This is a genomic window from Vibrio sp. MED222 (assembly GCF_000153005.1).
Classification (GTDB): Bacteria; Pseudomonadota; Gammaproteobacteria; order Enterobacterales; family Vibrionaceae; genus Vibrio; species Vibrio tasmaniensis_A.
Map to the genome: position 1 here is coordinate 11,861 of NZ_CH902609.1, position 23,524 is coordinate 35,384.

At 44.1% G+C, this 23,524-nt stretch carries 14 protein-coding genes, 1 tRNA gene and 2 pseudogenes; 6 read left to right on the top strand and 11 right to left on the bottom strand.

The annotated features are described in order from the left end of the window. The 4 genes and pseudogenes from dnaG to MED222_RS06940 form a co-directional block, all read left to right on the top strand. Positions 1–258, top strand: a pseudogene (dnaG, locus tag MED222_RS06955) (DNA primase); the annotation flags it as partial. Between the two features lie 99 nt (positions 259–357). After that, positions 358–2,202, top strand: a complete 1,845-nt coding sequence (rpoD, locus tag MED222_RS06950) for an RNA polymerase sigma factor RpoD (protein ID WP_009847799.1) — start codon at positions 358–360, stop codon at positions 2,200–2,202. A 163-nt stretch (positions 2,203–2,365) separates the two neighbouring features. Beyond that, positions 2,366–2,441, top strand: a tRNA-Ile gene (locus tag MED222_RS06945). 201 nt (positions 2,442–2,642) lie between these two features. Beyond that, positions 2,643–3,910, top strand: a pseudogene (locus tag MED222_RS06940) (O-acetylhomoserine aminocarboxypropyltransferase/cysteine synthase family protein). 125 nt (positions 3,911–4,035) lie between these two features. On the opposite strand, the gene glmS reads toward MED222_RS06940, so the two are convergent. Continuing rightward, positions 4,036–5,868 carry a glutamine--fructose-6-phosphate transaminase (isomerizing) gene (glmS, locus tag MED222_RS06935; protein ID WP_009847802.1) on the bottom strand — a complete coding sequence of 611 codons (1,833 nt, stop codon included), beginning with the start codon at positions 5,866–5,868 and terminating at the stop codon, positions 4,036–4,038. 107 nt (positions 5,869–5,975) lie between these two features. Further along, positions 5,976–6,746: a DeoR/GlpR family DNA-binding transcription regulator gene (locus tag MED222_RS06930; protein ID WP_009847803.1), complete on the bottom strand. Its 771-nt coding sequence runs from the start codon at positions 6,744–6,746 to the stop codon at positions 5,976–5,978. 429 nt (positions 6,747–7,175) lie between these two features. Here MED222_RS06930 and pykF point away from each other — a divergent pair, with 429 nt between their 5' ends. Both pykF and MED222_RS06920 read left to right on the top strand, forming a co-directional pair. Further along, positions 7,176–8,588 carry a pyruvate kinase PykF gene (pykF, locus tag MED222_RS06925; protein ID WP_009847804.1) on the top strand — a complete coding sequence of 471 codons (1,413 nt, stop codon included), beginning with the start codon at positions 7,176–7,178 and terminating at the stop codon, positions 8,586–8,588. A gap of 176 nt (positions 8,589–8,764) precedes the next feature. Then, the gene (locus MED222_RS06920; RefSeq protein ID WP_012603177.1) at positions 8,765–9,436 is read left to right on the top strand and encodes a GntR family transcriptional regulator; all 672 of its coding nucleotides are present in this window, start codon (positions 8,765–8,767) and stop codon (positions 9,434–9,436) included. 750 nt (positions 9,437–10,186) lie between these two features. On the opposite strand, the gene ilvN is transcribed toward MED222_RS06920, so the two are convergent. The 9 genes from ilvN to MED222_RS06865 form a co-directional block, all read right to left on the bottom strand. Beyond that, the gene (gene ilvN / locus MED222_RS06905; RefSeq protein WP_004735875.1) at positions 10,187–10,681 is read right to left on the bottom strand and encodes an acetolactate synthase small subunit; all 495 of its coding nucleotides are present in this window, start codon (positions 10,679–10,681) and stop codon (positions 10,187–10,189) included. Between the two features lies 1 nt (position 10,682). After that, positions 10,683–12,440 carry an acetolactate synthase 3 large subunit gene (locus tag MED222_RS06900; protein WP_009847808.1) on the bottom strand — a complete coding sequence of 586 codons (1,758 nt, stop codon included), beginning with the start codon at positions 12,438–12,440 and terminating at the stop codon, positions 10,683–10,685. A gap of 460 nt (positions 12,441–12,900) precedes the next feature. Next, complete coding sequence (locus MED222_RS06895) at positions 12,901–14,709, bottom strand: AMP-dependent synthetase/ligase (protein ID WP_009847809.1); 1,809 nt, start codon at positions 14,707–14,709, stop codon at positions 12,901–12,903. A gap of 201 nt (positions 14,710–14,910) precedes the next feature. Continuing rightward, positions 14,911–15,870 (bottom strand): transcriptional regulator LeuO, encoded by a 960-nt coding sequence (gene leuO, locus MED222_RS06890; protein WP_009847810.1) that lies wholly within the window; start codon positions 15,868–15,870, stop codon positions 14,911–14,913. 347 nt (positions 15,871–16,217) lie between these two features. Continuing rightward, complete coding sequence (locus tag MED222_RS06885; RefSeq protein ID WP_009847811.1) at positions 16,218–17,273, bottom strand: MJ1255/VC2487 family glycosyltransferase; 1,056 nt, start codon at positions 17,271–17,273, stop codon at positions 16,218–16,220. Between the two features lie 94 nt (positions 17,274–17,367). Further along, positions 17,368–17,892: a phosphatase PAP2 family protein gene (locus tag MED222_RS06880; protein ID WP_009847812.1), complete on the bottom strand. Its 525-nt coding sequence runs from the start codon at positions 17,890–17,892 to the stop codon at positions 17,368–17,370. A 292-nt stretch (positions 17,893–18,184) separates the two neighbouring features. Further along, the gene (locus MED222_RS06875; protein WP_009847813.1) at positions 18,185–21,292 is read right to left on the bottom strand and encodes an efflux RND transporter permease subunit; all 3,108 of its coding nucleotides are present in this window, start codon (positions 21,290–21,292) and stop codon (positions 18,185–18,187) included. Continuing rightward, complete coding sequence (locus MED222_RS06870) at positions 21,289–22,626, bottom strand: efflux RND transporter periplasmic adaptor subunit (protein WP_009847814.1); 1,338 nt, start codon at positions 22,624–22,626, stop codon at positions 21,289–21,291. The genes MED222_RS06875 and MED222_RS06870 overlap by 4 nt, the downstream gene beginning before the upstream one ends. Further along, positions 22,626–23,285, bottom strand: coding sequence for a TetR/AcrR family transcriptional regulator (locus tag MED222_RS06865; protein ID WP_009847815.1), 660 nt, complete (start codon positions 23,283–23,285; stop codon positions 22,626–22,628). Before MED222_RS06865 ends, MED222_RS06870 begins: the two co-directional genes overlap by 1 nt. Positions 23,286–23,524 lie beyond the last annotated feature (239 nt).

Sequence of the window (23,524 nt, forward strand, 5' to 3'; positions counted from 1 at the left end):
CCCCATATCAACACAGGCCAATTATTAGAGCATTGGCGACACAATAAACATGAGGCGCTTCTGTCTCGTCTCGCGAGCTGGGAAATCCCCCTCGACGAAGACAATCAAGAAGACATATTTTTAGACTCATTGGACAATATCCTTGCCCAGTGCGTTGAAAAACAAATTGAAAACCTGCAGGCCAAAGCAAGAAGTGTCGGTTTATCAGCCGAAGAAAAAAGGGAGCTACTAGCTTTAATGCTAGATCTAAAAGCGTAACCCTGTTTGATTAGTCAGCATTTAATAAATTTGTTAACATAATTGGTTTGCATTTGAGAATGCAACGTCCTTCACCAGACCTGAAGTTGGATATCATCTATGGATCAAAATCCGCAGTCACAGCTAAAATTACTTGTTATTAAAGGCAAGGAACAAGGCTATCTGACCTACGCCGAAGTAAACGACCACCTACCTGCAGAAATCGTGGATTCTGAACAGGTAGAAGACATCATTCAAATGATCAATGACATGGGTATCAAGGTAGTAGAAACTGCACCTGACGCTGATGATCTAGCACTTAATGATGACGATGCCAATATAGATGAAGATGCAGCTGAAGCTGCTGCTGCTGCGCTGTCAAGCGTAGAAAGCGAGATTGGCCGTACAACTGACCCAGTTCGTATGTACATGCGTGAAATGGGTACAGTTGAACTACTGACTCGTGAAGGCGAAATCGACATTGCGAAGCGTATTGAAGATGGTATCAATACTGTTCAATTATCTGTAGCTGAGTACCCAGGCACTATTCCATACATCTTGGAACAGTTTGACCGCGTACTCGCTGAAGAGATTCGTTTAACAGATCTAATCAATGGCTTTGTTGACCCAGACGACGATGGCACAGCTGCGCCAACGGCGACTCACATCGGTTCAGAACTTGCTAAAACTGATCTAGAAGACGAAGACAAAGAAGAAGCAGAAGACGACGAGGAAGAAGAAGAGGAAGATACAGGTATTGATCCTGAGCTTGCTCTTGAGAAGTTCACAGCACTTCGCACTAGCTACCAAAACCGTCAACTCGCAATCAATGAATACGGCCATGAAAGTCCGAAAGCCACACTTGCAACGACAATGATGCAAGACGTATTCAAAGAGTTCCGTCTAACGCCAAAACAGTTCGATTACCTAGTAAACGAACTGCGTACTTCAATGGATCGCGTACGTACTCAAGAACGCCTAATCATGCGTCAAACGGTTGAGTACGGCAAAATGCCGAAGAAATCTTTCATTGCTCTATTTACTGGTAATGAATCTAGCGAAGCATGGTTGGACGAAGTTCTTGCTTCAGACAAACCATACGCTGAAAAGATCAAACGTAACGAACACGACATCCGTCGTTCTATCCAAAAGCTGGATATAATCGAACGTGAAACGTCTCTTACTGTTCAAAGCATTAAAGATATCAGCCGTCGTATGTCTATCGGTGAAGCGAAAGCTCGTCGTGCTAAGAAAGAGATGGTTGAAGCGAACTTACGTCTAGTAATCTCGATTGCTAAGAAGTACACAAACCGTGGTCTACAATTCCTGGATCTAATCCAAGAAGGTAACATAGGTCTGATGAAAGCAGTAGATAAGTTTGAATACCGTCGTGGTTACAAGTTCTCTACTTACGCTACGTGGTGGATCCGTCAAGCAATCACTCGTTCGATTGCCGACCAAGCTCGTACTATCCGTATTCCGGTTCACATGATCGAAACGATCAACAAACTAAACCGTATCTCTCGTCAAATGCTACAAGAGATGGGTCGTGAACCACTTCCGGAAGAGTTGGCTGAGCGCATGCAAATGCCTGAAGACAAGATCCGTAAAGTACTGAAAATCGCTAAAGAGCCTATCTCAATGGAGACACCAATCGGTGACGACGAAGATTCGCACCTAGGTGATTTCATCGAGGATACAACGCTAGAACTGCCTTTAGACTCTGCAACGGCAACAAGCCTGCGCGGCGCAACTAAAGACGTTCTTGCAGGCCTAACGCCTCGTGAAGCGAAAGTACTGCGTATGCGTTTCGGTATCGACATGAACACTGACCACACTCTAGAAGAAGTGGGTAAGCAGTTCGACGTTACTCGTGAACGTATCCGTCAGATCGAAGCAAAAGCACTGCGTAAACTTCGTCACCCAAGCCGCTCAGAAACTCTGCGTAGCTTCCTAGACGAGTAATTACACACTTTAGTGTGGTTAGTTTTTAAGCATAAAATAAAAAAGGTGAGCGTTGGCTCACCTTTTTTGTGCCTATATGATTTAAGTGGCTAAGATGTAAGCGGAATTGCCCCTCATAGTGTCTAGACACCAATGAATGCTTCCCCTATAATCTATGCCCTACGGCCCCTTAGCTCAGTGGTTAGAGCGCACGACTCATAATCGTTCGGTCCCCAGTTCAAATCTGGGAGGGGCCACCAAATTAGAAAAGCCAGAACAGTTCACACTGCTCTGGCTTTTTGCTTTTCTGAAGCTGTACAACTCACCGCTGTATTTCCTACAAATAACGAATTGTCCCACACGCAATTCCAATTCCCTCTCTGTGACTAAATATACTTTTCTTTTATAAAAAATCGGCAATATGAGAGTACACAAATCATTCAATAGTTCAGGGAAGACTCATGAAAGACGAAACGCTCTCGATTCACTTCGGCTACGAAACTGATCCAACAACCAAATCAGTTGCGACCCCTATTTACCAAACCGTTGCTTACGAATTCGATGACGCACAACACGGTGCAGACCTGTTTAATCTTGCGGTACCCGGTAATATCTACACTCGCATAATGAACCCAACCAATGATGTGTTGGAAAAACGCATGGCAGCCTTAGAGGGTGGTATTGCAGGCTTAGTGTGAGTGCGGGCAGCGCGGCGATCAACTACGCCATTCAAACGTTGGCACAAATCGGTGACAACATCGTTTCAACGCCTCAGCTTTACGGCGGTACTTACACTCTATTTGCTCACATGCTGCCAAACCAAGGGATAGAAGTTCGCTTTGCCAAAGACGACAAACCTGAAAGCTTAGCGGCACTGATTGATGAAAAAACCAAAGCGGTTTACTGCGAAAGTATCGGTAACCCCGCTGGTAATATTATCGACTTAGAACGAGTTGCTGAGCTTGCTCACGCACAAGGTGTACCTGTGATTGTCGATAACACGGTGGCGACACCTGTGTTGTGTAAACCTATCGATTTTGGTGCTGATATTGTGGTGCACTCACTCACCAAATACGTTGGTGGTCACGGAACAACATTGGGTGGCGTGATTGTCGACTCAGGCAAATTCCCATGGGCAGAGCACAAAGATCGCTTCCCAGTATTTAATCAGCCAGAACCTTCTTACCACGGTGTGGTGTACACCGAGGCTTTTGGTGAAGCCGCGTTTATTGGTCGTGCTCGAACGGTTCCACTACGTAATACAGGCGCTGCACTGTCGCCTATGAATGCCTTCATGCTAATGCAAGGTCTAGAAACGTTGTCGTTACGCATGGAGCGACACACAGAGAACGCACTAAAAGTAGCAGAGTACCTTCAGCAACATGAGAAAGTGAGTTGGGTGAGCTACGCTGGTTTACCAACGTCTGAGTTCTATCCGCTGGCTGAGAAATACATGCAAGGTAAGCCGTCTGCCATTTTATCTTTTGGCTTGAAAGATGGTTATGAAGCCGGTGTTCGTTTCTATGATGCGCTACAAATATTCAAGCGCTTGGTGAACATTGGCGATGCAAAATCTCTCGCTTGTCACCCTGCTTCTACAACACACCGTCAATTAAGCGAAGCGGAACAAAAGCAAGCAGGTGTGTCACCAGAGATGATTCGTCTCTCAGTAGGTATCGAGCACATTGACGATATCTTGGCTGACCTAGAGCAAGCACTTAGCGCTTAATGCTTAATGCTTAATGCTTAATGACGCTACAGCTAGCTCTAACACGAATCGTTAACTAGCAGACACAAAAAAGCCCATCACAGGATGGGCTTCTTATTATCTAATTTTCTTAGATAAGCTAACGATTACTCAACAGTAACCGCTTTCGCAAGGTTACGAGGTTGGTCAACGTCAGTACCTTTGATTAGCGCTACGTGGTAAGACAACAACTGCATCGGTACTGTGTAGTAGATAGGTGCTGTTACTTCACTTACGTGAGGCATCTTGATGATCTTCATGTTCTCATCGCTTTCAAAGCCTGCATCTTCATCTGCGAATACGTAAAGTAGACCGCCACGAGCACGTACTTCTTCAACGTTTGATTTCAGTTTCTCTAGCAAGTCGTTGCTTGGTGCAATAACGACGACTGGCATATCTGCATCGATAAGAGCCAAAGGACCGTGCTTAAGCTCACCAGCCGCGTATGCTTCTGCGTGGATGTAAGAGATCTCTTTCAGTTTAAGAGACGCTTCCATCGCGATTGGGTAGAACTCACCACGACCCAAGAATAGTGTGTGGTGCTTATCTGCAAAATCAGGTGCTAGCTCTTCGATCTCTTTATCAAACGCTAATGCTTTTTCAATATCAGCAGGCAGTTGATGCAGTGCTTGAACGATCTCAGCTTCTTTCTCTTCATTGATGCGACCTTGTAGACGACCAATTGACGTTACCATCATCAGCATAGCCGCTAGCTGTGTCGTGAAGGCTTTAGTTGAAGCAACGCCGATCTCAGTTCCTGCGCGAGTCATGAAGGCAAAATCAGATTCACGAACTAGCGAAGAACCCGCAACGTTACAGATAGTCATTGCCGACATGTAACCTTTTTCTTTTGCAAGACGAAGTGCAGCAAGCGTATCCGCCGTTTCACCAGACTGAGACAGAGTCACCAATAGGCTGTTCGGGCGAACAACGAAATCACGGTAACGGAATTCAGAGGCAATCTCTACGTCACAGCTTACGCCTGCTAGAGACTCAAACCAGTAACGAGCTGCCATGCCTGAGTTGTAAGACGTACCACATGCGATGATCTGCACGTGTTCTACCTTGCTTAGGATCTCTTCCGCTTTAACACCGATTGCATTAGTGATTACAGAAGTGTCAGAGATACGACCTTCCATTGTGTTGATCAGCGCTGTTGGCTGCTCAAAGATCTCTTTCTGCATGAAGTGACGGTATTGACCTTTATCACCTGCATCGTGTTCTGCGTTTGATTCAACGATTTCACGCCCTACACGCTCGCCCGCTACATCAAATACTGTTACATCACGACGAGTCACCTCAGCAACATCACCCTCTTCTAAGTACATGAAGCGACGAGTTACGCTTAATAGCGCTAGTTGGTCAGAAGCAAGGAAGTTCTCGCCCACACCAAAACCGATAACGATTGGGCTACCAGAACGAGCAACAACGATACGGCTAGGATCTTTACGATCAACCGCCACCGTGCCGTATGCACCGTCTAATTGTTTTGCTGTTTTTTGCAGAGCTTCAACCAAAGAAGCTGACGTGCGAAGTTCCCACTCAACAAGATGAGCGATAACTTCAGTATCCGTTTGTGAAGTAAACACATAACCACGCTCTTGAAGAAGAGCACGCAGTGCTTCGTGGTTTTCGATAATACCATTGTGTACAACAGCAATATCACCAGACATGTGTGGGTGTGCGTTTGCTTCAGAAGGCTCACCGTGTGTCGCCCAACGTGTATGAGCTATACCAGTACCGCCAATAACATGTTGTTGATCGACTGCGTCTGCTAGCTCTTGTACTTTACCAAGGCGGCGTACACGAGTTAGGTTAGATTCGCTATCAACTACAGCGACACCCGCTGAATCGTAGCCTCGGTATTCTAGGCGGCGAAGGCCTTCTACTAAAATTTCGGCTACATCACGCTGTGCTACTGCACCAACAATTCCACACATAGTTTCACTCCATCAATTTTGTTTTATTCCTATTGGCAGCAAGCAAAGGCCATATCTTTATTAAGATTAATTATAGGAAGGTAAATGCATAATATTTAAATTTGTTTTTACGCTGGATCAGTCAAGATCACACGAACATCATGTGATTCGATACTTGCTTGAGATTCTTTGCTCAAATCTGTATCGGTAATCAAAATGTCGATGTGGTTCCAAGCCAACTCTAAATTGGGGATCTTTCGCCCCACCTTTTCCGACTCAACCATCACGATCACTTCTCGTGACACTTCAGCCATTACTTTACTTAGACCAACCAATTCATTGAACGTGGTCGTGCCTCTATCAAGGTCGATACCATCAGCCCCAATAAATAGTTGATCAAAATCGTAAGCACGAAGTACTGACTCTGCGACTTTGCCTTGGAAAGAATCCGAATGGGTATCCCAAGTGCCACCGGTCATTAGCAGTGTTGGTTCGCTTTCCAACTCATTAAGTGCATTAGCAACGTGCAACGAGTTGGTCATCACAACCAAACCACGCTTGCTATTGAGCTGCTGAATTAGCGCCCCTGTCGTGCTACCGCTATCGATCACAATGCGATTATGGTCGCGAATTAAATCTGCCGCGGCTTTCGCTAATGAAATCTTTCGAGTCGAAACTTGTGGACCCAGCTCTTCGTTCACAACCTCTTTCGGTAATGAAATCGCACCACCATAACGGCGCAAAAGCTGACCGTTTTTCTCTAAAGACGCCAAGTCCTTTCTAATCGTGACCTCTGAGGTTTCGAACTTAGCGGATAATTCATCAACACTAACCTCCCCTTTTTCATTCACTAGGTTAGAAATTGCATGTCTTCTGAGCTGGGTGTTTCGTTTCGACATTTAAAAAAGGCCATTAAGTTTCGATGTGAAACATATTATAGTTACAACGAAACTATTTAGTCCATTTATTTTGATCCAAAAAATTAATAAATAGCGATAAAACCTTGTCCTAAGACAATTGTTAAGCAGTGATATTGAACTCATTAGGTGGTAGAATCCGCACCCGAAAAGAAAAAAAATTACAAAACTGACTGTTATTTTTTTGCAACTTACCTCCTATATAGTGGGGTAAGTCACAGAAAACCGATATTGAATCAAAATCTTTTGGTCATAAAATGACTAAAATTGATGAAAGACTTACAACTCTGAAGGACATATTGGAAGTCCCGCGCTTTTACACAACAGGCACAAAATGTTGATGTAGCGGACCAATCTTCAGAACTTAAATAAATTTCAAATTGTAACAATACTTACCGGAGAGTACCTTCCATGAAAAAGACCAAAATCGTATGTACGATTGGCCCTAAAACTGAATCTGTAGAGAAGCTAACTGAACTAGTAGATGCTGGCATGAACGTTATGCGTCTTAACTTCTCTCACGGTGATTTCGCAGAGCACGGCACTCGTATCGCGAACTTCCGTAAAGTAATGGAAAATAATGGTGAGCAACTTGCGATCCTTCTAGATACTAAAGGTCCAGAAATCCGTACTATCAAACTTGAAGATGGTAACGACGTAGATCTAGTAGCTGGTCAAGAGTTCACTTTCACAACTGACGCAACAGTTGTTGGTAACAAAGACGTAGTAGCAGTAACTTACCTAGGTTTCGCTAAGGACCTAACAGCAGGTAACACTATCCTTGTTGATGATGGCCTAATCGAAATGGAAGTTATCGCAACAACAGAAACTGAAGTTAAGTGTAAAGTTCTTAACAACGGTGCTCTAGGCGAAAACAAAGGTGTTAACCTTCCTGGCGTTTCTGTTCAACTTCCAGCTCTTTCTGAGAAAGACAAAGCTGACCTTAAGTTTGGTTGTGAGCAAGGCGTTGATTTCGTAGCTGCTTCTTTCATTCGTAAAGAAGACGACGTTAAAGAAATCCGTGAGCTTCTAAACGCTAATGGCGGCGAGAACATCCACATCATTTCTAAGATTGAAAACCAAGAAGGTGTAGATAACTTCGATTCAATCCTTGAAGCTTCTGACGGCATCATGGTTGCTCGTGGTGACCTAGGTGTTGAAATCCCAGCTGAAGAAGTAATCTTCGCTCAGAAGATGATGATCGAGAAGTGTAACCGCGCACGTAAGATGGTTATCACTGCAACTCAAATGCTTGACTCGATGATCAGCAACCCACGTCCAACTCGTGCAGAAGCGGGTGACGTTGCGAACGCAATCATGGATGGTACTGATGCAGTAATGCTTTCTGGTGAAACTGCTAAAGGTAAGTACCCAGTTGAAGCTGTTACTATCATGGCTCAAATCGCGAACCGTACTGATTCAGCTCTTAAAGCTGAGCTAGGTTCTCGTCTAGACAGCCCACGTCTACGCATCACTGAAGCAGTATGTAAAGGCGCTGTAGACACAGCAGAGAAGCTAGCTGCTCCTCTAATCGTTGTTGCAACTGAAGGCGGTAAGTCTGCACGTTCAGTACGTAAGTACTTCCCAACTGCAAACATCCTTGCTCTAACAACTAACGAAAAGACAGCTGCACAGCTAGTTCTTACTAAAGGTGTTAAGCCAGTTCTTGTTGACTCTATCGAGAACACAGACGCGTTCTACATCAACGGTAAAGAAATCGCTCTACAATCTGGCCTAGGTAACAAAGGCGACATCGTAGTTATGGTTTCTGGTGCTCTAGTCGCTTCTGGTACTACAAACACAGCATCTGTTCACGTTCTATAAGAATGAACCGATTCGCATAAAATATAAAAGAGGGCTTCGGCCCTCTTTTTTTATGAAACAAAATCTTGCCTAACTTTTCAGTACGCTGTATTATCAATCACATTAGAACTACGTACTGTTAAACTCCAATAAACTCTTCCTAAGAAACGGATTAGCAGACTAGAAATCAAATATACATGAGGTTTGTAATGTCTAGTCCTACGCTTACTGACAAAGTATCAAAGATGATTCGCCAAGATATTCTCAATGGTGAATTAACCCCAGGTAAAAAACTCGTTGTAGCTGATCTCAAAGCACGATACAACGTCGGCGCATCTCCAATTCGCGAAGCCTTAGTGCAGCTATCTTGGAGTAAATACGTAAAGCTAGAGCCACAAAAAGGCTGCTGGGTATCACCGGTATCAAAAAAAGAACTCAATGACCTATATGAAAGCCTTCGTGTTGTCTCTTCTGTTCTGCTTAAAAAGGCAATTTCAGCAGGCGATGAAAGCTGGGAACTGGAAGTATTAACCTCCTACCACAAGCTATCACGCATACAATATGTCTCAGAAGAGTTTGATTGTGTTGAGTGGGAAGAACGTCACCAGCAGTTCCATGCAGCGTTACTTGAAGGCGCAGACTCAGAGAACATGTTTAAGTTCTTTGATGATCTTATCAATCAAGTAAAACGCTACCGCTTCCTAGCGATGTCAGCGAAAAGCGCATCTGATGATCTGTTCAATATTGATGAGCATGAAATGATCATGAAGCTGGTACTTGCTAAAAATGTCGATCAAGCGACAGAACTATTGGATCAACACCTGTTAAGTTCAATGAAGCGAATTGAAGAAGTTATCGAAGCCGCATAATGTCAAGATAGATTCTAACCACATAAAAACTGAGCCTAATAGCTCCGTTTTTTATTTCCAGTATTACGACTGAACTACCACCCAAAAAACTCTTTGTGATGAGTATTGAGTAGCACAACCATAGGTAAAAAATACAATGCACTCAGTTGAAAGCCAAGAACGGCTAATGTACCTATGGTTAACCTCACTAAAAAATCGACAAACATACCACGCCTCTTTCAATCAGACTGTATGATCCCTAAACCCTTGCTTCAGCGAACCTAATTCAACTAATGCCTTTCAAGACTTTGATAGGGTTAGCTAACCAGTTGAATTAAGTTAACGGTGCCATCCTTTTACATCTAGCAAACACTCTATTAATCGCATCTTTTATCATAAGATGACATGAAGCAAGACTATTTGATTATTGTTCAGTTTAGCTCAAATCACCGCGAGCATTAGACTTTAGTCTAATCATATAAACTTTGTGATTTAAGTCTCTCAAAAATGAGATTCCCAATAAATATGGATGCACGGCACTGGGGGGATCAAGCACAGTAAATAACAGGGCACTCTATAAACAGCGCAATAGCGCCCTAATGGAGAGCTACAAAGAAATGAATGGCAATAAGAAAGTATGGACAAACGATGCTTACTTCCAGAAAGCAAAACGACCCAAATTAAGGGCCGTTCGTATCAGTAAAATCGCTATTTTTTTCAAACGATTAAATGCTCAGTTTTAGCTTAAAAGCAGCTTTAAATCTTTCTTCGTTAGGCTTTCAACGCTCGTTCACCACGTGCGATGCCAACAACCCCACTTCGAGCCACTTCAAGTACTTCCGTTACTTCAGACAATGCCTGAATGAAAGCATCCAGCTTCTCGCTAGTGCCGGCCATTTGAACCGTATATTGCGAAGCCGTCACATCAACGATTTGACCACGGAATATATCCGCTGTGCGTTTCACTTCAGCGCGAGCAAAGCCGCTAGCGCGTACTTTTACCATCAGAAGTTCACGCTCGATATGCTCAAGCTCAGACACTTCTTGTACCTTAAGTACGTCGATTAACTTGTGTAGCTGTTTTTGGATCTGCTCAAGCTGCATTTCGCTTGAGTTAGTGGTGACATTCAGACGAGAAAGCGTTGGATCATCCGTAGGGGATACATTCAAAGACTCGATGTTGTAGCCACGCTGAGAAAACAAGCCAACCACACGAGATAGTGCACCTGGTTGGTTTTCCATTAATAGTGAAAGGATGTGTCTCATATTATGTTCTCTCCGTTTTGCTTAGCCACATGTTATCCATACCCTCGCCTTTGATCTGCATTGGGTATACGTGCTCGGTGTCATCCACACTAATATCGACAAATACCAAACGGTCTTTCATCGCCAGTGCTTTTTCCAAACCTGATTCCAATTCATCCGGAGATGAAATACGCATGCCAACGTGGCCATAAGCCTCAGCGATAGCAGCAAAATCAGGAACAGAGTCCATATATGAATTAGAGTAACGACCTTGATAAACAATGTCTTGCCACTGTTTTACCATGCCTAAGAAACGGTTGTTAAGATTAATAATCTTAACGGGAATATTGTATTGCAGCGCAGTCGACAGCTCTTGGATATTCATTTGAATACTGCCGTCACCAGTAACAATCACAACTTCTTCATCAGGTTTCGCAAACTTAACGCCCATACCAGCAGGTAAGCCAAAGCCCATCGTGCCTAGACCACCAGAGTTAATCCAACGGCGCGGCTTGTCAAACGGGTAGTACAAAGCAGCAAACATTTGGTGTTGACCTACATCCGAAGCAACATAGGCATCGCCATTGGTTACTTTATGCAGTGTTTCAATAACTTGTTGTGGCTTAATTCGACCCGACGTTTTGTCATACGCTAAGCAGTCACGTTCTTGCCACTGTTTAATTTCACTCCACCAGCTTTCCATCGCTTCTGCATCGTTAGTTCCACCTTGCTCAATAAGCAGGTTAACCATGCTTTCTAGTACTTTTTCCGCTGAACCTACAATCGGAAGATCCACTTTAACGTTCTTAGAGATAGAAGATGGATCGATATCAATGTGCATGATCTTCGCATCAGGACAGTATTTATCTAGGTTATTGGTCGTTCGATCATCGAAACGTACGCCAATACCAAAGATCAAGTCCGCATTGTGCATCGCCATATTGGCTTCATACAAACCATGCATGCCCAACATACCCAAAGAGTTCTTATGAGTACCAGGGAAAGCGCCAAGCCCCATTAGGGTACTTACCACGGGTAAATTCAGTGCCTCTGCTAATTTTAACAGCGGCTTATCTGCCTCAGAAATAACCGCACCACCACCGACATAAAGTACCGGTTTCTTCGCTTCAAGAAGGGCTTTTAGCGCCTTTTTGATCTGACCTTTATGACCCGTAACCGTTGGGTTATATGAACGCATTTTGATCGTTTCTGGGTATTCATAAGGAAGCTTAATTTGTGGGTTTAAAATGTCTTTTGGCAGATCAATAACCACAGGACCTGGACGTCCTGTCGTTGAAATATAGAATGCTTTTTTAACGACTTCAGGGATATCTTCCGCTTTCTTAACGAGGAAGCTGTGTTTAACGATCGGGCGTGATACACCAACGATGTCACACTCTTGGAAGGCGTCGTTACCAATAAGGTTATTTGGTACGTTACCAGAAATAACAATCATTGGGATTGAGTCCATGTAGGCTGTTGCAATACCAGTAACGGTATTGGTCGCACCTGGACCAGAACACACAAGTACTACACCCGGCTTACCGGTAGAACGAGTATAGCCATCTGCCATGTGGGTAGCGGCTTGTTCGTGTCGTACTAATACGTGTTTAATTTCAGCAGTTTTAGCATGCAGCGCATCGTAGATATCAAGTACAGAACCACCTGGATAACCAAAGATTTGTTCTACACCCTCTTCAATTAGAGACTGCACCACCATCTCAGCGCCGGATAACATTTCAGCGCCGGATGACATGGCTGTTTCAGGTTTTGTTGTCATATTGCTCTCCTCACCAGTTTCCAATCACATTTGGTGAACATGTTGGGCTGGTTTTTCATAGTCTAGGGCTTATTCGTAGCCTAATTCGAAATACTTCCACTTTTTCGGCTATGGCTGTCTGTTGTGATAACAACAAACAGTAATACGAAACAACTTTAACGCTTTATTATCATCTGGTCTAACGCCTGTTATTCGGCAACTGTGCCAAAAAACCAACTATTAGCTCAAAGCATCAAATAAAACCCAATACAGGCTTTCACACTAGGTTTAAACACTGCCTACTTGATAAAAAAAAGCACTTAATATTTCAACAGTTCGCTATTTATCGATAAACAGCGAGCTTGTTGGTGTGCGCTTTCGCACATTGTGCTGTGTCATTAGATACAAAAAATCCCCCTAAAAATGCAATCACATTCGTAGGGGGATTTTTAAACAACTGAAAATTTATCTAAACAGAAAACTACTTATCTTTAGGCTTTTCGTTGTACATTTCTTCGATTTCGTCTTGATACTTATCGTTAATAACCTTACGACGCAGTTTCTGGGTCGGTGTTAGCTCACCATCATCCATAGAAAACGCTTTTGGCAGCAACTTGAACTTCTTCACTTGCTCAAACTTCGCTAGCTCTTGTTGTAAGTCATTCACACGTTTCTCTAGCATCTCTACTATTTGGTGATTTTTAACAAGTTCCACACGGTCGTGATACTTAATATTAAGCTCTTTGGCATACACTTCTAGCGAGTCATAACAAGGAACAATCAGCGCAGAAACGAATTTGCGAGTATCAGCGATAACAGCAATCTGTTCGATAAAGTGATCTTTACCAATCGCGCCTTCCACCACTTGCGGTGCAATGTACTTACCGCCAGAAGTCTTCATTAATTCTTTGATGCGATCAGTAATGAATAGATTACCATTTTCATCAAAATGACCCGCATCACCCGTTTTTAGGAAACCATGCTCGTCAAATGTCTTAGCTGTCTCTTCTGGCATCTTGTAGTAGCCACGCATCACCATTGGGCCACGAACAAGAATCTCGTCCTTAGCGCCAATTTTCACTTCAGCGCCCGGCATCGACATACCGATCGAATCAGGGTTAAAACAACGGTCATCCCAGCACGATACTGTTGCCGTGGTTTCTGTCATGCCGTAGCCAAGTTTTACATTGATACCAATCGCGTGGAAGAAGCGACCAATGGTTTCATCAAGCTTCGCGCCACCACATGGCATGAAGTTGATGTTACCACCTAACAGAGCTCGCAGTTTAGATAACACAAGCTTGTCAGCAAGCGCATGGCTCTTCTTCAGCATGAATGATGGTGTACGACCTTCTTGATGACAAACAGAAAGCTTCGCGCCCATGTTCACCGCCCAAGTAAAGAGTACTTTACGAATAAACGGTGCTTTAGATACTTTCTCGTGAATCGCTGAGAAAATCTTCTCGTAGAAGCGAGGAACAGCAGACATAACCGTTGGTTTAACATCACTCAATGCATCACGAACTTGCATGGTGTCTTGCAAATAGCAGTTGGTTGCGCCTTTATAAAGGACATAGAAAGTCCAAGCGCGCTCAAATACATGTGATAGAGGTAAAAAACACAATGAGACGTCGTCTTTGCTTAAGCTGAGACGCTCATCATGGCCTTTTAGTTGATAGCCAACATTAGTGTAATCAAGCATTACACCTTTAGGCTGGCCTGTTGTACCAGAGGTATAGATAAGCGTCAGTAAGTCATCCATGCAGGCATCCGCAAGACGAACATCAAGTTCAGCTTGCTGATCTTCAACACCACGAGCCATGAATTCTTTCCAAGAGACGGCAAAGCGATGTCCTTGCAGATCGATATCATCAGACATCGCCACAACAACTTCTAGCTGTTCACACTCTTCAAAAAGGCTAACCGCCGCATCGAATTGAGCTTGCTCACCAACGAATAAGATCTTCACATCCGCATTTTGGATAATGTAAGAAGACTGCGCCGCTGTGTTGGTTGGGTAGATTGGTACCGTTACAAGGCGCGCTTGTAAGGATGCGAAGTCAGCCACAGTCCACTGAGGCATATTGTTCGAGAAGATACCGATCTTATCCTGAACTCTCAATCCTTGAGCCAATAGCGCTAATGAAAGCGTATCGATTTGTTGTCCAAATTGTTCCCAGCTAATACCTTGCCATACATTGTCTACTTTGTGCTTCAAAGCTGTACGGTTGCCGCCTTGGGCAATTTGGTCACGAAGTCTTTTTACGATATGAAAATCTAAATTGGCCATCTCTTTACCTTTGGCTTACACCTGTAAGCTTTTTTGAGCGCACAAGTGTACCTCTGATCATGGAAAAGGCAACTGATGAAGCTCAAAGTTATAAGTAATAGTACGTCTCACGCTAAGTTTTCTATCAACAAAAATAGCAGGTACAAAAAAACCCCAAGCCAGACTCCTAGCTTAGGGCTTATAAATCATAGGAATTAGTGTCTAGTTAAGCGCCACTACTTCGCCACAGATCATCATTAACTGATCTCGTAACCAGATGTGTCCTTTGTCCTTTTCACTTGATTCGTGCCAGCTAAGGAAGCCAGAAATCGCCGCATTATCGAATGGGAAATCTAAAATCTGAAGCTGCTCTTTGTTTGCTGCATGTTCTACCATCCAACGAGGAGCGATTGTTACAAGTTCAGATTGACCAACAACGTAAAGAACGTTGCTCAAGCTCGTACCTTCGTAGAAAGGCGTGCAATCTAGGTCACGGTAAGCTTGCTCAGAGAAGCTACGTTGACCGTGAATGCGAGACAGTTTAGCGTGCTTTTCGTTAAGCAATTCTGCCGCTGAAACTTCACCGTTGATGCGTGGGTGAGAAGCAGAAGCGACCACAACCAATTCATCTTGGAAGATTTCAGTGCTTGAGAAACCTTGTTCATCAAAACGCGAGTAATCAATAACGAAGTCAATTTCTTGGTAACGCATGCGCTCAGAAAGTTGACGGTCAAATTCAGCATCCATGTGCAGATTAACGCTAGGTGCTTGGTCGTTGATTGTCGACATAATCTTAGGTGCAAAACGCATGTCGCAAGGGCTACAAATTGCAAGTTTGAACAAACGAGAAGACGACTCTGGTGAGAATACAGAACTTGGCAATTCGTTGCGTACTAACTGCAGCGCTTGGCGGATTGGGCCAAACAACTGACGAGCACGTTGAGTCGGTTGAATACCACGACCTTGACGCATGAATAGCTCGTCGTTGAACATTACTTTCAAACGAGCAACAGCATTACTTACCGCTGGCTGAGACATGCCCAGATTATGAGCTGCACGTGTAATATTTTGCTCTTGCATAACTGCATCAAATACAGTCAAAAGATTTAAGTCGACTCCACGAAGTGTGCTTTCCATTCTGTAGCTTGCAATTGCACTCATTGCGTCTTTTTTCTCTAACATTCAAGTTGCCTCTTGTCGGTTCGACAGGGTTAAATTGGTAATGGTGTGGGAATAGATAACCACTAATTCTTATATTTATCAGACCGATGTTTTTCGGATTGCCATTACTATTAACCAATAAATCTCGAGCTACCAACAAGATTGATAAAGAATAATTTAATTTTACCTTAATGATTAAACAACACCTAAAAATCAGTTGCTTATGGAGTTATAAAAAAACATAAAATGCGTCACTTATGAGTTTCATTTCGACTTATTTAGCTGTTCTATCGTTTTGGTTACATTTGTTACAAATTATTGAACTCGTGAATCGTTCAGCTAGGCAATTCAGAAATAACAATTATGGGTTACGTGAGTGATGCATAACTAGGAAAATCCACCTTATCCCAAAGTTGCTTTCTCAAGTCATCTTGGTTAGACCATTTGCCCGCCAAAACCCACTCAACAAGTGCACTTGCCACGTCAGGGTAAGTAACCCTTTCAGCCTGCTTTTCACCGAGCCAACTACGCAAGATAGCCGCGTCTAAAAAACTCATGGTTTGAGCCAACCCGAGCGCTTCAAGCGTCGCCACATTACTTTGTTGTTCGAACTGTCCCTCAAGAGGCTTAAGAAGCAACTTCTTACCTAAAGTTAAGGCTTCAGATGGCAATTCAAAACCGCCGTTGGCCACCACACCAGAGCACTGATTGAGATCGAATTGGAAGCCGGCATGACTGAGTGGTTTGAACTCTATATTTTCGACTCGGCTATGCTCAATCACATTCGGGTGATAACAGACAAAGTGATGAGAAACAAACTTCATCAACAACTCAGAGATCGCATCAAGATCCTCAAATGGTAGATAAACCAAGGTGAAGTCTTGTGTTGCTTTCGCTCGCTCATCACACGCTGGCGTGTGAACGATAGGTGGCAATATTGGCTGTTCAAAGTGATACCAGTGCAAACCAATAGAGTGCTCAGTTGGGGCGAAATGTTGAATCACGGAATGTTCAATCCAGTTGCCCCCTTCTTTAGGTACATCATAGCGGAACGCATTCTGGTGGCTTATACCAATACATGGCACACCTTGCCTCTTAGCCGCCCATGCCGTCACAGGTTCAAAATCATTAAGCACTAAGTCATAAGGCGCAAGATCGATCTGGTTAACCTCGCGGAGAAATCGCCAGATGTTGTTCTTGATGAGTGTCTTGCCGTATTTAACCTTTCCCTGCTCGCTGTAAAAAGTTAAACCGCTGCGGGTCTGATAGTTGCCAAACGCTTCCATCGAAAAGAATTTACTCTCGTCTCGCCCAGAGAACAGAAAGTCGACATCAATATTTTGCTGACGAAAAGCGACGGCCATTGCTCTCGCTCTAGCGATGTGCCCATTTCCAGTGCCCTGTACGCCATATAAAATTTTCATTCAGGTTCCTTGAAGATTAATAATTCGAGCTCTGCTGTCTTTGCCTGTGTCTTTTTAATATGAACAACAGAACAAACAGCCATACGACTAAGCGCTATAAAATGAAGTAAATGGCTAGGCTTGTGCACGCTATACCTAGCGCTGCGCCAATCAGTACGTCCGTTAAAAAGTGCACACCGAGTAGGATTCGAGAGCCTGCAATCGCTGTCGCCCAAATCAAGCTAAAGAGATAGAGACTTGGATAAAAATGTCCGATTAGAGTCGCCATAACAAATGCAGCAGCGGAGTGCCCAGATGGCAGGCTGTATTTATCTGACGGCACAATGTGAGAGTGAAGTAATGAAGAGAATTCAGCGGGTCTGCGGCGCTTTAGGGTGTTTTTGGCTACCCAATAAATCGGTAGCTCTATCGCAAAAGCGGCTAGACCAACCATTAAAAATTCACGACCTGTGTAGCCATCAGCTAACAGCGCAATCAGAGCGATCAACACATATAGATGACCATCCCCGGTATGAGACACCGCTTTACTCAATGTTGCATGTTGCCCGCTATAACGGTTCTTCAAACAGAAAACAGAAAATGCCACATCCCAGCGGACAACAGGTTCGATAGTACGCATACGATCTCCTTAACAATCCTTATTCAGTTAAGGCTCAAGGTATGCCCCTGAAATGACAGTTAAGTGACGTTTTGAATGAACTAAAATGAATTTTGAAGCGAATTAACCGCTTTCACTAAGTAAGCTAATAGGAGCCTAGAAGCAGCCGATAAAAATAAAGCGACACAAGGCCGCTTTATTCTTCTATGTTTTTGCTTCTTTATATAAGTAAACAAACACTACTTCTATCGTGTTAATGGTTATAGCGTTCGCTAATGATAGTAGTGCTGACTAATGATAATAGCGCTAAAGATTATAGCGCTAATGGCTCATGCTTCTTCACCAACCCGAAGTCAGCCAATATCGCGTAAGCGGCAGGGATCATAAACAACACCAGTAAGGTTGAAGCAAATATGCCAAACACAATTGAAATAACCAGAGGCTGGATAACCTGAGCCTGCAAGCTGGTTTCCGTCAACAGCGGTAGCAAACCTGCTGCGGTCGTCATTGATGTCAAAAATACCGCACGGAAACGCTCGCGACTGGCCTTCACCACCGAGTCATGAACGCTATCTCCCTCATCAACATGGTGACGAATGTATTGCACTAACAAGATGGAATCATTGACCACGATCCCGGCAAGCGACACAAAGCCCATCATGCTTGGCATACTCAAAGCGTGGCCAAGTATCCAGTGACCAACCACTACCCCAATGAAGGCTAGTGGAATCGCCAACATCACGACCACAGGTTCTAAGTAACTTCTGAACTGATAACTTAGAATCGCAAATACGCCGAATAAGCCGAGCAAGAACCCTTTGCCCATTGAGGCTCCGGTCTTCGCGGCATCTTTGGCTTCACCTTCAAAATCAAAACGTAAACCCGGGTACTTCTGAATAAGTTTGGCGGCTTCATCTTTTTGGAACTGAGCCAGAATCGCGGATGAACTCGCTTTCTTATTATCAATATCACCAAAGATACTGATGGTTCTTAAGCCATCGATGCGTTGAATTCGCACGTAGTTACGCTGGAAATCTAACGTTGCCAATGTAGCTAGCGGGATCTGGCTGCCGTCTGCGGTGATGATTGGGAAGTTAGCCAGTTGCTGTAAATCACCCGCTTGTTCTTTATCAAGGCGTACCTCAATCGAAATGTTCTCAACCCCAATTTGGATTTCATCCGCAGTCTGACCAAAGAAGGCCGCACGCAATTGGGAAGCAATCATCTGCCCATTCACATTGTAGGTTTCCGCACCTGGGCGAAGTTTAACTAAGATCTCTTCCTTACCCATGCGCATGTCATCAAGAACACCATGCACACCATCAAACTGATTAAGGTACTCCTGAATATCCAAAGAAGCCGATTTCAATGCAGCAAGATCATCATGTTTGGCGCGGATCTCGATAGCACGACCACCCGGCCCCATCGTCGGTTGTTTGAAAACCAGCGAGATAGGGTCCGCCAAATCGCCGATGTCTTCCCGCCATGCATCAATGAAATCATCGATCACCGTGTTGCGACTTTCTGCACCTCGTAAGTCTAAGCGCACGGTAGCTAAGTGTGGCCCTGATTCATTGGCATCCGCGTTTGCATTGAATTGGCTGGTGATATGCTCAACCAATCTATTACCGTCCTCGACGTCTTCACTCCACTGCTCATTCAAACGTTCAGCAGATGCGACTATTTTATCGACCACTTTCTCGGTTTGAGACAGTGATGCGCCCGGTGGAAGAATGATGCGAGCCTCGGCAATATCACCATCCAACTCAGGAAATGGTTGGAATTTGACAACACCACCAGCAATCAAGGAGATAGATAGAAGTAATAAGGTTATCACTCCCCCCATAAAGGCGTAGCGGAACGTCACGACCTTCTCAACCATGTTCATCAAGATGGTATTACGAAAGTTCTCGAACTTCTCTAACAACACAACTTTAAAGCGCAGCGCTGGCTTATCATTTTTTTCTTTGTGTAATGAATGAGATAAGTGATTTGGTAGAATAAGAAACGCCTCGATTAAGCTCAGCGACAACACCAAGATAAGCACCTGAGGGACCGCTTTAAGCACCGCGCCCATTTCCCCATCAAGGAACAGTAAGCTACCGAAAATACACACCGTGGTTAGGAAAGAAGACAGTACTCCGGGAAGCACTTTCTTTACGCCGTTGTACACCGCATCATCAACGCTTTGTCCCCTATCTAAATGGGAGGCTATCGATTCGGCTATCACGATGGCGTCGTCCATCATGATACCAATCGCCATTAATAAACCGACCAGTGACATAATGTTGATCGACAAGCCAAGGTTGGCCATCAAGAACAAACCACCAAGGAAGGCTACCGGCAGACCAGCAGCTACCCAGAATGAATATCGCAAACTGAAGAACAACCACATGGTGGCAAACACCAACACAATACCTTGCCAGCCGTTGCGCACCATCATGGTCAGACGATCCCAAAGTACAGAGGAGAGATCATTGGTCATTTGCAGTGTCACACCATCGGGGGCAATCGCGCTTTGATCCTCAACGAATCGCGTCACGTTCTCTTTGATTCGTAACGCATCATCTTCTTTATTCTTACTGATCTTCAACAGAGCAGATGGCTTACCATCAAACAGAACCTTCTGCTCATCCAACTCAAAGCGATCGGTTATCTTGGCAATATCTCTCAAACGAATCACCGAGCCATTAGGCGCAGATCCAACCACGATGCTTTCCAGCTCAACCGGTGTAATTCGTCTCTCATCAAAACGAATCAGAAAATTTTTGTCTGGCGTCTCAACGTTACCGCTTGGCAGTTTTACATTCTGACGGCCAATTTGGTCGGCGATATCACCGACACTCAAACCCAACTGGCGAATGGCTTGGGTATCCAGTTCGACACGATATTGGTGATCGGAAAAACCACTAACTTCGACTAAAGAAACGTCGTAATCGAGCTTCATGGTTCGTTTGAGATCTTCGGCGTAAGCTTTGAGTTCAGGCCATGAGGTTTCGGCTGTAATAGCGATATCAACTACCGGTTCATTCCAATCCAACTCTTGAACAACCGGAGATTCAATCTCACTAGGGAAATCATTGATCGAGTTGATCTGAGTTTGAACGTCCACCAGCATTCGGCCAATGTCCGCTTTCTCATTTAACTTGAGAATTAAACGAGCGCTGCCTTCGATGGCTTCACACTGAGTCTCTTCAATGTTAGCTAGGCCATCGACGGCATCTTCCATTCGTACACACAAGCTTTCTTCCACTTCTTGTGGTGATGCACCGGGATAAACGATGGCCGCCATAATATAAGGCGGATCATAAGCGGGGAAGGTTTCACGCTTGATGGTTGATAATGAGCTTATACCCATGATCAATAACCCAAGCATCAACAAGTTTGCAGCTGTTGGGTGCCTAGAAAAGAACTTGATCATGACGCACTCTCCTGAGTATCCGATTCAAGCTTAACCTCTGTAGAGTTCGACTCTTTCAGTAACATGCCTTCGATAGCTGGCAGGACGTCATTAAGAACCAATTTATCTCCCGTTTGTAGCTCGCCACTCACAACCACTTGGTTATCTCTGCGATAAAGCACTTCAACATTCACCACTTGCAAGCGCTGATTGTCATCCATCAGGTAAACCTTGTCACCGTGCAATGCTCGCTCTGGAACCACCCAACTTAGATTCGCGACACCTTCAATCTCTGCTTTGACGAACATGCCATTGACCAAAGGCGTTGCACTGCTTGGCTGCAGAGCTGAATAGTCTTGACCAATTTCAAGAATGATCCCCGCAGTTGCTTGGTTCTCATCAACGGTTTCACTGATTCTCGCAACCTTTGCAGGCCAATTGAGGTTAAGGCTGCCACTGTTTAGCTGAATACTTGCTTTGATTGGCGCTTCATAAGGGTTTGGTATGCCTGCGGCATCACGAGGGAATTGAGTAAAGCTTGAGGCTAAAGTTTGCATATCGTGAATAGAGAGTTGCGCCTCAACTTCCATAACTTTAATCCCGTGAGCAACAAACATCTCTTGCTGAAGATTAACCACTTGGTTCTGTTCAATATCGACCTGAGCTATTCGCATCGCTCTAGGCAAGGTGATGGTCGTTTTATCCAAAGAGCGTTGCGCCTCTTTTACTTTAGAGACATTCACCTTAATCACTGCTTCCGCAACACGCTTTTCATCTGGCATCAATGCAATTTGGTTGTCAATATCCAATACAAGCTTCTGTTGAGACAACGCACTTTGCTGCTGGAGATCAACATCGGATTGAGAAGTTAGCCCTTTCTTGCGCAGATCTTGTTTACGTTGCAGCTCTTTATTGCTGATCACTAAGCGGTTCTTTTCGATCTTTAAGGTCTGCTTAAGGTTATCTTCTTCTTGGTTTAACTTAGCTAATGAAGTCTGGCTTGATTTAAGATCCGCTTCAGCTTGTACCAACTTCAACTCGTAATCCAAAGGATCGATCTTAAGTACCTCAGTTCCCGCTGGAATGATCTGCCCTTTTTCTAGGTCTGGATGTCGATAAACAATCTGCCCTGTCACCTCGGCGATGGCTTTCCATTCAACTTTAGGGACTACTTTGCCAAAGCCCACCGCCAACGGCGCGATCATTTGTTGTTCTAAACTAACTGTTTCGACTAGACGAGCCCTATCTCCCGCGGGCTTAGTCGGCAGATCCGGCTTTAAGCTAATCGCAGTCACAAGGCCGATGACACCAACCGCAAGTGCTGGGAAGAAGAGTAGTTTTTTATTTATTTTCATTATCTTTTGTCCTGCACTGCAGAAGGGCTCGGTGCGTTGATAAAGCCTTCGGTCATCAATTGAATGTTGTGTTCGATTAAACGGTTAAGAAATTCTTCATTAATCTCAATACCATGGATTGCTAATAGAGGGGGCGGAGCAATGAAGGGGAACACCATCAAGCTTATATACGAAACTCGACACAATTTTGGATCCATGTTCTGTTTTAAGATGCCTTGTTCAACCAGCTTTTCAAAAATGACATCTTGGGCTGGCTTGGCGACATCGAGAAAAACCTTTTCGAGCAACTCTCTTTGCACTTCAGAGGGAGGCATATTCATCACTTGAGCAATCAAGCGAGGAAACTTGGGCACCTTGACCATCTCTTTATAGTAAGTCCGCATTAAATCAAGAAAGTTCTCATGGCTGCTTTCTTCAACCAATCTCTGCATTTGCAATTGCATCGGTCGTAGCGTTTCACGCAGCATCGCCTCAAATAATCCAGCCTTACTGCCAAAGTAATAACGGATCATCGCAATGTTCACACCCGCACGATCAGCAATCAGGCGTGTCGAGACCTTGTCGTATGACTGAACGACAAACAGATCACGAGCATGCTCAATCAATAGTTGTCGAACATCTAAGTTCTGTTGAGGTCGCCCCGCTTTTCGTGCCGTCATGGCAAAAATCCATCTCTATAATTAATCATTCGATTAATTATAGAGATAAACAGGCATAACAGTAGAAGATTAATTACTCACTATTTAATCAATTGATTAATTACTTTAGTCACGCTTGTGATTTTTTTGGTGAATCGTTCCATTAAAAATATTTACTACAAAGTTTTAACCTACACATCAGCCAAACGATAAACTAACCCGCCAATACAAAACCACCATTCAGTTGATATCGCTAACAC